General features: G+C 62.7%; 12 protein-coding genes. 1 reads left to right on the top strand and 11 read right to left on the bottom strand.

What is annotated here, in order from left to right; translation table 11 throughout:
• Positions 1-119: 119 nt before the first annotated feature.
• Positions 120-1,310, bottom strand: coding sequence for a 4-hydroxybenzoate 3-monooxygenase (pobA, locus tag ACODSJ_RS18470; protein WP_489103105.1), 1,191 nt, complete (start codon positions 1,308-1,310; stop codon positions 120-122).
• 164 nt (positions 1,311-1,474) lie between these two features.
• Here pobA and ACODSJ_RS18465 point away from each other — a divergent pair, with 164 nt between their 5' ends.
• Positions 1,475-2,368, top strand: a complete 894-nt coding sequence (locus ACODSJ_RS18465) for a helix-turn-helix domain-containing protein (protein ID WP_489103104.1) — start codon at positions 1,475-1,477, stop codon at positions 2,366-2,368.
• Between the two features lie 7 nt (positions 2,369-2,375).
• Here the strand turns inward: ACODSJ_RS18465 and ACODSJ_RS18460 are convergent, their stop codons facing one another.
• From ACODSJ_RS18460 to ACODSJ_RS18415, 10 genes are all read right to left on the bottom strand, one after another.
• On the bottom strand, positions 2,376-2,552 hold the full coding sequence (locus ACODSJ_RS18460) for a hypothetical protein (protein ID WP_260956853.1): 177 nt from the start codon (positions 2,550-2,552) through the stop codon (positions 2,376-2,378).
• Between the two features lie 172 nt (positions 2,553-2,724).
• The gene (locus ACODSJ_RS18455; RefSeq protein ID WP_489103103.1) at positions 2,725-3,084 is read right to left on the bottom strand and encodes a DUF5064 family protein; all 360 of its coding nucleotides are present in this window, start codon (positions 3,082-3,084) and stop codon (positions 2,725-2,727) included.
• 62 nt (positions 3,085-3,146) lie between these two features.
• Positions 3,147-4,076 (bottom strand): carbamate kinase, encoded by a 930-nt coding sequence (gene arcC / locus ACODSJ_RS18450; protein ID WP_489103102.1) that lies wholly within the window; start codon positions 4,074-4,076, stop codon positions 3,147-3,149.
• A gap of 193 nt (positions 4,077-4,269) precedes the next feature.
• Entirely contained in the window at positions 4,270-5,280 is a 1,011-nt protein-coding gene (locus ACODSJ_RS18445) for an ornithine carbamoyltransferase (protein WP_489103101.1), read from the bottom strand.
• A gap of 84 nt (positions 5,281-5,364) precedes the next feature.
• Entirely contained in the window at positions 5,365-6,621 is a 1,257-nt protein-coding gene (gene arcA / locus ACODSJ_RS18440; RefSeq protein ID WP_489103100.1) for an arginine deiminase, read from the bottom strand.
• A 31-nt stretch (positions 6,622-6,652) separates the two neighbouring features.
• Positions 6,653-8,080, bottom strand: coding sequence for an arginine-ornithine antiporter (arcD, locus tag ACODSJ_RS18435; RefSeq protein WP_489103099.1), 1,428 nt, complete (start codon positions 8,078-8,080; stop codon positions 6,653-6,655).
• An 89-nt stretch (positions 8,081-8,169) separates the two neighbouring features.
• A complete protein-coding gene (locus tag ACODSJ_RS18430; RefSeq protein WP_489103098.1) occupies positions 8,170-8,586 on the bottom strand; it encodes a YbaN family protein in 417 nt (138 codons plus the stop codon).
• A 135-nt stretch (positions 8,587-8,721) separates the two neighbouring features.
• Complete coding sequence (locus tag ACODSJ_RS18425) at positions 8,722-9,312, bottom strand: biliverdin-producing heme oxygenase (protein ID WP_489103097.1); 591 nt, start codon at positions 9,310-9,312, stop codon at positions 8,722-8,724.
• Positions 9,313-9,491: 179 nt separating this feature from the next.
• Positions 9,492-12,089: a TonB-dependent receptor gene (locus ACODSJ_RS18420; RefSeq protein ID WP_489103096.1), complete on the bottom strand. Its 2,598-nt coding sequence runs from the start codon at positions 12,087-12,089 to the stop codon at positions 9,492-9,494.
• A gap of 119 nt (positions 12,090-12,208) precedes the next feature.
• Positions 12,209-12,787, bottom strand: a complete 579-nt coding sequence (locus tag ACODSJ_RS18415) for an RNA polymerase sigma factor (RefSeq protein WP_489103095.1) — start codon at positions 12,785-12,787, stop codon at positions 12,209-12,211.
• Between the last annotated feature and the right edge of the window lie 78 nt (positions 12,788-12,865).

Below are 12,865 nucleotides of genomic sequence, written 5' to 3'. Positions count from 1 at the left end.
TGTGGGAGCAAGGCTTGCCCGCGATACTGACACCTCGATGCATCAGGACCCATCGAGGCGATACCATCGCGGGCAAGCCTTGCTCCCACAATCTGTCCGTCTCCACAGTCGAGAGTGGGCTATTCGATCGCCTCGTAAGGAAGTCCCACGTAGTTTTCCGCGATGGTCCTGCGGCCGGCTTCGGAGTCGACGAAATACTCCAGTTCCGCCTCGCTGATACGCTGGTTGAAGGCATCGTCATCGAAGCGGTGCAGCATCGAGGTCATCCACCAGGAAAACCGCTCGGCTTTCCAGACCCGCCGCAGGCAGATGGCGGAATATTTCTCCAGCAGGTCCACGCGGCCGTCGCGATAGACCTTGAGCAGGATGTTGAACAGCGTGCTGACGTCGCTGGCCGCCAGGTTCAAGCCCTTGGCGCCGGTCGGCGGGACGATGTGGGCTGCGTCGCCCACCAGGAACATCCGCCCGTATTGCATCGGCTCGACCACGAAACTGCGCAGCGGCGCGATGCTTTTTTCGATCGATGGGCCGGTGACCAGTGTATCGGCCAGGTCGACGGGCAGGCGGTGCTTGAGTTCGGCCCAGAAGCGCTCGTCCGGCCAGTCGGCCACTTGTTCCTCGGCGGGTACTTGCAGGTAGTAACGCGTGCGGGTCTTGGAGCGCATGCTGCACAGGGCAAAACCGCGTTCGTGACGGGCGTAGACCAGCTCATCATGGACCGGTGGAGTGTCGGCCAGGATGCCGAGCCAGCCGAACGGGTAGACCCGCTCGAAGACCTTGAGCCGTTCGGCTGGGATCGATTGACGCGCGACCCCGTGAAAGCCATCGCAGCCGGCAATGTAGTCGCAGTCCAGGCGCCAGGTTTGCCCCTGGTGTTCGAAGGTCACGAAGGGCTGGTCGGTTTGCATGCCGTGGGGCTGGGCCTTGTCGACCTGGTAGAGGGTTCGCGCACCGGCTGCCTCGCGCGCCGCCATCAGGTCGCGGGTCACTTCGGTCTGGCCGTAGACCATCACGTTCCTGCCCCCGGTCAGTCCCTTCAGGTCGATATGCACGCGGCGACCGTTGAGCGCCAGTTCGAAGCCGTCATGGGGCAGGCCCTCGGCGTCCATGCGCTGGCCGACACCGGCCTGGCGCAACAGTTCGACCATGCCTTGTTCCAGCACGCCAGCGCGGATACGGCCCAGTACATAGTCCGGGGCCTGGCGTTCGAGGATGACAGTGTCGATTCCGGCATTGTGCAGCAACTGGCCCAGCAGCAGCCCAGAGGGGCCGGCGCCGATAATGGCAACTTGGGTCTTGAGCATTTTCATTGTTGTTATGACTCGCACGAAGCACGCGACCAAGGTCGGTGTTGATTGGGGTGCTTGCATTTTTCGCTTGCGGAGCTGTCAGTTGAAGGGGAAAACTGAGCCGATACCTGTACTTTCTGCCAATCGGTGCGATTATCGCCCGCAACCCGAGGCCGATCCTCTTTATGAAAAAAACCGAACTGCCTGCGATCCCGGTGTTCAAGCTCTACGGCGAAGGCCAGGATTGGCCGACTCCGGACCTGCTGCACTGTGAAACCATTTCCAAGCGCAGTCGCGAACACCAGTGGGAGATCAAGCCGCATCGGCATGCCGATCTCTGTCAATTGTTGTTCGTCTTCAAAGGGCGGGCGGAGCTGGAAATCGAAGGCCGGCGCACGCTACTCGACGAGCCGGCGGTGCAGATCCTGCCGCCGCTGTCGGTGCATGGCTTTCGCTTTTCCGAGGACGTGGACGGTTACGTGGTCACCCTGGCAGCGCCGTTGGTGACGCACTTGCAAGGGCAGCTGGGCCATTCGGTGGACATCCTGGCCTTGGCCGAAAGCTACCCGGCGGGTGAGAACGCCGATTACCTCAACAGCCTGTTCAGCGCGCTGCAAGGTGAGTACGCCGGCCATCAACCCGCCCGGGAGATGCTGATGCACGCGCTGGTCAGCGTGATCATGGTGTGGGTCAGCCGCCAGGTGATGCAACGCCGTACCCAGTCCCAGCGTCCGCAGCGGGCCCGGGAATACCTCAACGGTTTCATTCAGTTGGTGGAAGAGACTTATCGCCAGCACGTCAAGGTCGAGGACCTGGCGCATCGCCTGGGCATTTCCGTGTCGCACCTCAACGGCACCTGTCGCGAATTGGCGGGCCAGCCGGCGTTGCAGATCATGCATGAGCGCCAGTTGCTGGAGGCCAAGCGGTTGCTGACCTACACCGGCATGACCATCTATGAGATTTCCGAAATGCTCGGGTTTTCCGACCCGACCAACTTCACCCGGCTGTTCCGCCGGCGTGTCGGCATTTCACCCAAGGCCTTCCGGGACCGGCTCAAGACCGATCAACCGGACGATTGAACCAAACTCAGCGCAAGGCGTTCAGGGTCGCGTTGTGGGGGATGCACCGTTCCAGGTTGCAACTGGCGTATTCACGGGGTTGTTGCCGGGCCTGCTCGACGCGGTAGGCTGCAGTGCCGTACAGCGCCAGCGTGGCGGTGCAGGTGATGAAAATGGCAAGGCGCCGTTTTGTTCTGATGTCCATGGCGATGACCTCTGAACGAATACCCGGGGGTACTACTTTCAGCATAGCTTGTGGGAGCAAGGCTTGCCCGCGATGCAAACACCTCGATTTAGCGGATAGACCGAGGCGATACCATCGCGGGCAAGCCTTGCTCCCACAAGCTCACTCCACAGGGGACAGAGGGGGGCGGCGATTACGCCAGGTGCTCAGGCTTCATCGGATCGCCCGCTTTCACATCCAGTTGCTTGCGCACGTCCTCGAACATTTCGTCGTAGTACTTGTGCATCGAGCCGATGCTCGCGGTCTTGGGCAAGCCGTATTTCTGAGCGATGCGCGTGGCGTGGCGGGCGAAGTCGAAGGCTTGGTCCCTGGCGAGGAAAAAGGTCTCGTCCAAGCTGTTGTCCTCGACCGTGCCGTGCACCCGGAACGCCATGCCCGGGCCTTCCTTGGGATCCTGGGCAAGTTTGTAGTCGATGCACAGGTTGTAGCTGAAATCTTCCTTGTTCAGAGCGTGGCGCTCCATGTGCAGGTGACCCGGTTCGAACATGGCCATAGGCGACTCTCCTTGAAAGCGGGGTGTAAGGCAGACCGTGGATCGGCCCTGCAAGTTTCCTGTTATCGATAGACGATGCCCGGCGTCGCGGTACTGACGCGGGTGCCGGCGGTGCCTTGGACGATAGCATCGATCTCTGACAGCGAGCCGATCACCGCGACATGGCCGGTGTTGCGCGCGAATTCGCAGGCTGCCTGGACCTTGGGCCCCATGGACCCGGCGGCGAAACCGAGCTTTTCCAGATCGTCCGGGTGAGCCTGGGCAATGGCTTTCTGGGTGGGCTTGCCGAAGTCGACGAACGCGGCGTTGACGTCCGTGGCGATTACCAGCAGGTCGCTTTCCAATTGTTCGGCCAGCAGCGCCGAGCACAGGTCCTTGTCGATCACCGCTTCCACGCCTTGCAGCTTGCCGTCGGCACCGTACATCGTCGGAATACCGCCGCCGCCGGCGCAGATCACGATGCTGCCCTTTTCCAGCAGCCACTTGATCGGACGGATTTCGAAGATGCGCCGGGGCCGCGGGCTGGCGACCACCCGGCGGAACTTGTCGCCGTCCGGGGCGATGGCCCAGCCTTTCTCGGCGGCCAGTTTCTGCGCCTCCTGCTGGCTGTAGACCGGGCCGATGGGCTTGGTCGGGTGCTGGAACGCCGGGTCATGGGCGTCCACTTCGACCTGGGTCAAGAGCGTGGCAAAGGGCACGTCGACGTCCAGCAGGTTGCCCAGTTCCTGTTCGATGATGTAACCGATCATGCCTTCGGTTTCCGCGCCGAGCACGTCCAGTGGATAGGGCGTGACCGAGGTGTAGGCTGCGGCCTGCAACGACAACAGGCCGACCTGCGGGCCGTTGCCGTGGGCAATGACCAATTGGTTGCCGGGGTAGATCTTCGCGATCTGTTCGGTCGCGGTGCGGATGTTGCTGCGTTGATTGTCTGCGGTCATGGGTTCTCCCCGACGCAGGAGGGCGTTACCGCCCAAGGCAACGACGATGCGCATGGTGCTGTCCCTTCAAAAATGGATCGAACAACGCAGTCCCCTGTGGGAGCGGGCCTGTGGGAGCAAGGCTTGCCCGCGATGCAGGCACCTCGGTGTAGCTGATGGACCGAGGCGATGCCATCGCGGGCAAGCCTTGCTCCCACTGACCCACTCCAACAACCTATTCCTGCACAGAGGGCAAGTTGCTTGGGTTCTAGATATCCGCCAGCGCCGCCACCAGGATTGCCTTGATGGTGTGCATGCGGTTTTCCGCTTGCTCGAAGGCGATGTTGGCCGGGGATTCGAAGACCTCCTCGGTCACTTCCACGCCGTTGGCCAGGTTCGGATAGCGTGCGGCGATGTCCTTGCCGACCTTGGTCTCGCTGTTGTGGAACGCGGGCAGGCAGTGCATGAATTTTACCCGCGGGTTGCCCGAGGCCTTCATCATTTGCGCGTTGACCTGGTAGGGCAGCAATTGCTCGATGCGTTCGTCCCAGGCCTCCACTGGCTCGCCCATGGACACCCAGACGTCGGTGTGGATGAAGTCCACGTCCTTGACCGCTTCTTTTGGGTCTTCGGTGAGGGTGATGCGGGCACCGCTTTCGGCGGCGAAGGCCAGGCACTGGTCGATGAAGTCCTGGTGCGGCCACAGCGCCTTCGGCGCGCCGATGCGCACGTCCATGCCGAGTTTGGCGCCGATCATCAGCAATGAATTGCCCATGTTGTAGCGCGCGTCACCCAGGTACGCATAGCGAATGTCATGCAGCGGCTTGTCGCTGTGTTCGCGCATGGTCAGGGTGTCGGCGATCATCTGGGTGGGGTGGAATTCGGCGGTCAGGCCATTGAACACCGGCACCCCGGCGAACGTGGCCAGTTCCTCGACGATCTCCTGTTCGAAGCCGCGGTACTCGATGGCGTCGAACATCCGGCCCAGGACCCGGGCGGTGTCCTTCATGCTTTCCTTGTGGCCGATCTGCGAGGACACCGGGTCGATGTAGGTGACATGGGCGCCTTGGTCATGGGCTGCGACTTCGAAGGCGCAGCGGGTGCGGGTCGAGGTTTTTTCGAAGATCAGCGCGATGTTCTTGCCCTTGAGGTGCGGCTGCTCGGTGCCGGTGTACTTGGCGCGCTTGAGGTCGCGGGACAGGTCCAGCAGGTAGTGCAGCTCGCGGTTGGTGTGGTGCATCAGACTCAGCAGGCTGCGGTTGCGCATGTTGAACGCCATGATGTGGATCTCCTTGGATGTCGGTTATCCCCTGGGCCGGTCTCTGCCGTGGGATGGAGAGCAGTGCCGGCCCAGGCTCGAAGGTCAGTAATCGATCGGGTCGCGAATGATCGGGCAGGTCATGCAGTGACCGCCGCCCCGGCCCCGGCCCAGCTCGCTGGCGCTGATGGTGATGACTTCCACCCCGGCCTTGCGCAGCAAGGTGTTGGTGTAGGTGTTGCGGTCGTAGCCGATGACCACGCCGGGTTCCAGGGCCACCACGTTGTTGCCGTCGTCCCATTGCTCGCGTTCGGCGGCGAAGCTGTTGCCGCCGGTTTCCACCACGCGCAGTGCCGGCAGCTTGAGCGCGGCGGCCACGGTGTCGAGGAAGCTGCTGTTTTCGCGACGCACGTCGATGCCACCGGGTTTGCTTTCGTCAGGACGCAGGGAGAAGGCGACGATCTGGCTCACCACTTCCGGGAAAATCGTCACCAGGTCGCGGTCGCAGAAACTGAACACGGTGTCCAGGTGCATGGCCGCCCGCGACTTCGGCAAGCCGGCGACGATCACCCGCTCCACGGCGTTGTGCTTGAACAGGTTCAGCGCCAATTGGCCGATGGCCTGGCGGGACGAACGCTCGCCCATGCCGATCAGCACCACCCCGTTGCCGATGGGCATCACGTCACCGCCTTCGAGGGTGGCGTTGCCGTGGTCCTGGTCCGGGTCGCCGTACCAGACCTGGAAGTCGGCTTGGGTGAATTCGGGGTGGAATTTATAAACGGCGCTGGCCAGCAGGGTTTCCTGGCGGCGCGCCGGCCAGTACATCGGGTTCAGGGTTACCCCGCCATAGATCCAGCAGGTGGTGTCGCGGGTGAACTGGGTGTTGGGCAGCGGCGGCAGGATGAAACTGGAGTGCCCGAGGAAGTCGCGGAACATCTGGATCGTCTTGCCGCCGAAGCTGTCCGGCAGGTCATCGGCCGAGACCCCGCCGATCAGGTATTCGGCGATATGGCGCGGTTCGAGGGTGCGCAGCCAGGCGTCGACTTCGTGCACCAGGCCCAGGCCCACCGAGTTGGCGGTGATCTTGCGTTGCAGGATCCAGTCCAGGGCCTCGGGAATGGCGACGACGTCGGTCAGCAGGTTGTGCATTTCCAGGACATCGACGTCGCGCTCACGCATCTTGGTCACGAAGTCGAAATGGTCGCGCTTGGCCTGGTTGACCCAGATCACATCGTCGAACAGCAGCTCGTCGCAGTTGTTCGGGGTCAACCGCTGGTGGGCCAGGCCCGGGGAACACACCAGGACCTTACGCAGCTTGCCGGCTTCGGAATGAACGCCGTATTTCACTTTTTCCGTGGTCATTGCATTTCCTCCAGTGAAAACGATTGGCCCGCTACAGGGTCAGGAAACCGTCGTAGAGCCCATAGGCGGCCACCAGGGCGCCGGCGATCACGGCGGCGAAAATCAGCTTCTCGACGGCGGTGAAAATCGGTTTGCCCACTTCGTGCTTGGCCTTGGCGAACAGGATCGCGCCGGGGGCGTAGAGCAAAGCGGAGAGCAGCAGGTACTTGATTCCGCCTGCATACAGCAGCCACATCGCGTAGATCAGGGCGATGGCGCCGATGGCCAGGTCCTTGCGCCGTTCGGCCAGGGCTTTCTCATAGGTTTCGCCGCGCACTGCCAGCAGCACCGCATAGGCCGCCGACCACAGGTATGGCACCAGGATCATCGACGTGGCGAGGTAGATCAGCGACAGGTAGGTGCTGGCCGAGAACAGGGTGATGATCAAAAACAGCTGGACCATCGCGTTGGTCAGCCACAGGGCGTTGGCCGGTACGTGGTTGGCGTTCTCGCGGCGCAGGAACGCCGGCATGGTGTGGTCCTTGGCGGCGGCGAACATGATCTCGGCGCACAGCAGCACCCAGGACAGCAAGGCGCCGAGCAACGAGATGACCAGGCCGACGCTGATCAGCACTGCACCCCAATGACCGACGACATGTTCCAGCACGGCGGCCATCGACGGGTTCTGCAACTTCGCCAGTTCCGGTTGGGTCATGATGCCCAGCGACAGTACGTTGACCAGCACCAGGAACAGCAGCACGGTGACGAATCCGATGACCGTGGCCTTGCCCACGTCCGCACGTTTTTCGGCGCGGGCGGAAAAAATACTCGCACCCTCGATGCCGATGAACACCCATACCGTGACCAGCATCATGTGTCGCACTTGGGCCATGACACTGCCCAGGTCCGGATTTTTTGCACCCCAGATGTCGGCGGTGAAAATGTCGAGCTTGAAGGCGAAGACCGCGATCAGCACGAACAGCACCAGCGGCACGATCTTGGCAACGGTGGTGACCAGGTTGATGAACGCCGCCTCCTTGATGCCTTGCAGCACCAGCCAGTGCACTGCCCACAACAACACCGAGGCACCGATCACCGCCGCGACCGTGTTGCCCTCGCCAAAGATCGGGAAGAAATAACCCAGGGTGCTGAACAGCAGCACGAAATAACCGACGTTGCCGAGCCAGGCGCTGATCCAGTAGCCCCAGGCCGATGAAAAGCCCATGTAGTCACCGAAACCGGCCTTGGCGTAGACGTAGACGCCGCCGTCCAGGTCAGGCTTGCGATTGGCCAGGGTCTGGAACACGAAGGCGAGGGTCAGCATGCCCACCGCGGTGATGGCCCAGCCGATCAGAATGGCACCGACATCGGCACTGGCGGCCATGTTTTGCGGCAGGGAAAAGATCCCGCCGCCAATCATCGAACCGACCACCAGGGCGATCAACGCACCCAGTCGAAGTTTTCCGGGGGTAGTAGACATTGTCATGCTCCGCTGCAGGAGAGAGCCGACAGCCTATGACCATTTTTACCGCCCTTAGCTGATCTAAGTCAGGCTGGAGGGGATCAGATTTATTCGGGATCGCGGCGTGCTCCGGAGTCCATCAGGTCCGTCGCCACGGGGCGGGACCAGATCCACAGGTTGCCCAGGGCCATGCCGGCCAGCGCCAGGTAGACCGGCCAGCCGTGGTCGAGGGTTGCCAGCATCAGTCCGGCGCACACCAGCATGCTGAGCGTGGCGCCGACCTTGGCCCGGCGCGGGATGACCTTGCCGTTGCGCCAGTTGTGCAGCATCGGCCCGAACAGCCGATGGTGTTCCAGCCAGGCGCTCAGGCGGGGCGAACTGCGGGTCGCGGCCCAGGCGGCCAACAGGATGAACTCGGTGGTGGGCAGGCCGGGCACGACGATGGCGACCAGGCCGATGGCCAGGCTGGTGTAGGCGAGTAGGCCGAAGAGTATTCGGTTGAGTTTCGAGGGCATGTGGTTCATGTCTTTCTTTACAGGCCTGCGCGTTTCCTTGTGGGAGCGAGCCTGCTCGCGATAGCGGTGTATCAGTCTCCAATGATGGGTGCTGATACACCGCTATCGCGAGCAGGCTCGCTCCCACAGGGATTGTGGTGAGTTTCAGGCCTCCTCGGCCGTGTAAGCCTGCTCCAGCAACACCGTAAAGCGGTTGAAGGCATCCAGCGCGCCCTTGTCCGCTTCGGCTTCCTGCTGTTCGGTGAAGGCCAGGTCATCGAGGAGGCGGGTGAAGGTTTTCCAGCCTTCGGCGCGCCCACCCGCCGGTTCCGCCAGGTGCCGGGCGCCGAAGGTTTCGCTCAAGCCCAGGCCCACGGCGCGCTTGATCAGGAACGCGGCGCCGAGCTTGGAGCCCTCGGAGACGAACAGCCAGCCCAGCGCCTCGGCCCGGGTCGGGTTCTTCAGCGCACCGGCCACCGGCGCGGGGATTTCGGTGTTCAGGTCCGCCAGGTCGATCCTGGCTGCTTCGGCGCGGCAGCGGGTTGGTAGGTCGGGAATCAGCGCTGCCAGGTCCGCATCGTTGTACAGAGCCATGAGTTCCGACTGGAACAGGTACTGGGCGACAACGAAACGGGCGAAGTTGGCCGGGGTTTCGAACGGGGCGTGGGCCTTGACCAGGGCGTCGAGTCGGTTGTGGGGGGCGTGGGTGATGTGGTTCAGGCGTTGGGAGCGGGAAGCGGGACGTTGTGTGGTCATGAAAAATTCCTTCGAAGGAGAATAGTGTGGCGAGCGGGGTTCTCCGCTGGGCTGTGGGAGCAAAGCTTGCTCGCGAAACAGACGCCTCGATTCCTGAGGAACCGCATCGCCTTCATCGCGGGCAAGCCTTGCTCCCACATGGCTCTCGCCACAGGTATTTGTTTGGCCTGGTAACCGAGTCAGATATCCCAGATCAGGTTGAGCGCGAAGTTACGGCCCGGTGCGGTCAGGCGATCGAGGTTGGCGGGGCTCAGCACCGCCGCTTCGCCGACGCTGTCGTAGCCGCGCACGTCGTCCCACAGCCAGTACTTCTTGTCGGTGAGGTTGTAGAGGCCGCCGTTGACCGTGAGGGTGTCGCTCACCTTGTAGTAGCCGGTCAGGTCGAGAAGGCCGAAGCCCGGGGTCTTGAATTGGCTGCTGACGCCGTCGGGCGAGTTGAAGTTGCTGCTGTCGACACGGTCCTTCTTCTTGGTCACGGTCCAGCTGAGCAGGGTGCCGTAGCGGTCCTGGTCGTAACCCAGGCCGAACACTCCGGTGAGCGGGTTGATGCTGTTGAGCGGCTGGCCGGTGTCGTCGTTGCGGCCGTGGGTATAAGCCACCGAACCCTGGGTGTACAGGCCCTGGGGCGCGCCGAAGACATCCAGGTTGAGGCGGCCCTTGACCTCGGCGCCCTTGATGGTGGCGTGCTTGATGTTGTTGCTCTGGAAGGTCAACTGGTCGGCACCGGGGGTAATGGCGTCTTCGTTGATGAGGTCGCGGTACTTGTTGTAGAACACCGCCACGTCGAACGAGCCGGAATCGAAGCGTCCGCGCAGGCCGGTCTCGTAGCTTCTGCTTTTTTCCGGTTCCAGATTGGGGTTCGGTTCTACCGTATAGCCGGGGCTGCTGTTCTCGAAACGGCCATACAGGGCCTTGGCGGTCGGGGTGCGGAAACCTTCGGCATACTGGCCATACCAGGTGTATTGCTCGGTGAGGGCGTAGGTCAGGCCGAACTTGGGTGAGACGCGGTGCCAGGTCTTGTTCTTGTCGCTCACCTCGCCGCCGCGGGCGGGGTCGACCGTGTTGAGGAACGCCTGGGTCAAGCGCGGCTTGAGCTGGGTGTAGTCGTAGCGCAGGGCCGGAGTGAAGGTCCACTGCTGCCAACTGATCTGGTCCTGGGCGAACAGGCTGTAGGTGTTGATGGTCGGGTCCGGGAAGTCACTGGCTTTTGCCAGCACGTCCCCACGCCCCGTGCTGATCGCGCCGATGGCGGAACAGCCCGCGCCGACCGCCAGGCACACGCCGTTGCCGCTGCGCGAACCGGTGACTTCCTGGTGCTTGAGGGTGGTGCCGTAGGTCAGCCTGTGATCGGTGTCTTCGATGCTGAAGGCTTTGTCCAGTTGCGCATCCAACACCCACTGCTTTTCTTCGTAGAGGGTGTCGCGGGTGCGCAACACCTGGCGGCTGATCGGGAAGTAGAATTCGGCGGTGCTCTCCTGCGTCTTGGCGACCTGATGGTTCAGGCTCCACTTCACGTTGTCGGCCAGCAGGCTGTCGAGGGCGAAGCTGTGCTCCAGGCCGAAGCGCTCGCGGGTGATGGTGTCGTTGCCGGTGCGCCACTGGTACATGCCGCCGGGCAGCATCGCGGGCGGGATGGTCGGTCGGCCGTTGGAGTAGGGGCCGCCGTAGGCGCTCTTCTGGTCGGTGTCGCGATCATCCTTGTACTTCTCGTAGACCAGCCCCAGGCGCCCGTCATCGCTGTAGTTCCAGCCCAGCTTGGCCAACACGTTGTGGGCGCGCACGTCTTCCGGGTTGGCGGCGGTGCGGTCCAGGCCGGTGCCGTTGTGGCTGCCATAGGATTGGGTTTCATGGCCGTCACGCTGGCTGTAGTGCAACAGGCCATCGAGCGGTCCGCTGCGGCCGGCGACGGTGGCAGACTTGAGCCAACTGTCGTCGGCGGAGCTGTAGCCGGTCTTCAGGCGCGCGCCCGTGTCCTGGCCGGGCTTGATGATGTCGTCCGGGTCCAGGGTGAAGTAACTGACGGCGCCACCGATGGCGTTGCTGCCGTAGAGCACGGAGGCCGGGCCGCGAAGGATTTCCACGCGCTTGATGATCTCCGGGTCGACGTAGTTGCGCTGGGTCTTGGCGTAGGGGCCGTTGAAGAAACTGCCGGGAATTTCCACGCCGTCGACCTGGGTCAGGATCCGGTTGCCGTCGATGCCGCGGATGTTGTAGCCGCTGATACCGCCGCGCTGGCCCGCACCGCCCACCGAGACGCCGGGCTCATAGCGCACCAGGTCCTTGAGGGTGTTGACGTTGTTGCGGTCCAGTTCCTGGCGGTCGTGGACGGTGACCGTGCTCGGTACGAGGGTGATGTCCTGTTCCTGGCGAGTGGCGCTGATGGTCACCTGCTGCAGGTTCAACACGCCGGCGGCGCTGCGCTTTTCCAGGACAACGCTGTGGTTGCCCAGATTGCGGTAGCTCAGCTGGGTCCCCACCAGCAGGCGCTCCAGGGCTTTGTCTGCGGGCAGCGAGCCGTTCACTCCCGGTGAGGTGACACCTTCGGCCAGTTCGGCCGAGAGGCCGACCTGCCAGCCGGTGACGGCGGTGAATGCATTCAGGGCCGAGACGAGTGGCTGCTGGGCGATGGTGAAGGTGTAGTCGCCGATCTGGCGCGCGGGCGGTGGCGTGGCGGTGGCGGCCAGGCTGGGCGCGCTGGCCGCCATCAGGATGGCGACGGTCAGCAACGACAGCGTACGAGAGGGGGCAAGGAAGCTGCAGGTAAGGCGAGAGGACATCGATAGCGCTCCGTGTCGCATCTGTTATAGGTGCAGATTGGCATCGCAAGATGCGAATCAATTGCATTGGCTATAACGAGACGAACCAGCGGACGCTATCGAGTAAAAATAATTCTCATTTAGTTCGGGGGCACCCGTTGGTAGGTACTCTCCATTTGAGAGGCCTCCATTTGACAGGCTTCATCCATCTGAAGGGTCTGCAGTTGTCCCACACAGATCGCCATGATCAGCTTCAGTTCCTTTTGCACCGTGCTCGATGACACGCCGAGCTTCTCGGCGATGCCTTGGTAACTGTGCCCGTGCAGGCGGCTGAGGATGAAGATTTGCTGCTGGCGTGAACTCAGCGCATGCAGGCTCACGTTCAGTCGCTCCAGCAACTGCTGGGCGTGGGCAGCGTCCTCGGCATTGCTCTGGGGCGCGACCACGTTGTGGATGACTTGCGCCGGCACGTCGTCGAGCAGGGTACGGGCGCGGATACGCCGCGCACGCAGATGATCGCGCGCCAGGTTGCGGGCGGTCTGGAAGACGAAGGGCTCCAGATGCTCGACCGGGCGCTCGGTCAGGGCGCGACTGACGCGCAGGTAGGTTTCCTGGAGAAGGTCTTCGGCGGTACTGGGGTTGTTGACCATGCGCTCAAGGGTGCGCAACAGCGGTATGCGCTGGGCGAGGAAGACGTGATGAAAGCGCGATTGACTCACGGTAGGGCCTGATCCGGATCGAGTAAATGATAATGCTTATCATCTTTGCGATGGGTCAAGCCTTCATTTGTTAGCGCA

Source organism: Pseudomonas sp. FG6, from assembly GCF_057809015.1.
This window is presented reverse-complemented; position numbering and strand designations above follow the sequence as displayed.

What these genes read in the sequence shown, in the direction of transcription:
- pobA (WP_489103105.1), bottom strand. Translation starts at nt 1,310, where the DNA reads ATGAAAATGCTCAAGACCCAAGTTGCCATTATCGGCGCCGGCCCCTCT.
- ACODSJ_RS18465 (WP_489103104.1), top strand. Translation starts at nt 1,475, where the DNA reads ATGAAAAAAACCGAACTGCCTGCGATCCCGGTGTTCAAGCTCTACGGC.
- ACODSJ_RS18460 (WP_260956853.1), bottom strand. Translation starts at nt 2,552, where the DNA reads ATGGACATCAGAACAAAACGGCGCCTTGCCATTTTCATCACCTGCACC.
- ACODSJ_RS18455 (WP_489103103.1), bottom strand. Translation starts at nt 3,084, where the DNA reads ATGGCCATGTTCGAACCGGGTCACCTGCACATGGAGCGCCACGCTCTG.
- arcC (WP_489103102.1), bottom strand. Translation starts at nt 4,076, where the DNA reads ATGCGCATCGTCGTTGCCTTGGGCGGTAACGCCCTCCTGCGTCGGGGA.
- ACODSJ_RS18445 (WP_489103101.1), bottom strand. Translation starts at nt 5,280, where the DNA reads ATGGCGTTCAACATGCGCAACCGCAGCCTGCTGAGTCTGATGCACCAC.
- arcA (WP_489103100.1), bottom strand. Translation starts at nt 6,621, where the DNA reads ATGACCACGGAAAAAGTGAAATACGGCGTTCATTCCGAAGCCGGCAAG.
- arcD (WP_489103099.1), bottom strand. Translation starts at nt 8,080, where the DNA reads ATGTCTACTACCCCCGGAAAACTTCGACTGGGTGCGTTGATCGCCCTG.
- ACODSJ_RS18430 (WP_489103098.1), bottom strand. Translation starts at nt 8,586, where the DNA reads ATGAACCACATGCCCTCGAAACTCAACCGAATACTCTTCGGCCTACTC.
- ACODSJ_RS18425 (WP_489103097.1), bottom strand. Translation starts at nt 9,312, where the DNA reads ATGACCACACAACGTCCCGCTTCCCGCTCCCAACGCCTGAACCACATC.
- ACODSJ_RS18420 (WP_489103096.1), bottom strand. Translation starts at nt 12,089, where the DNA reads ATGTCCTCTCGCCTTACCTGCAGCTTCCTTGCCCCCTCTCGTACGCTG.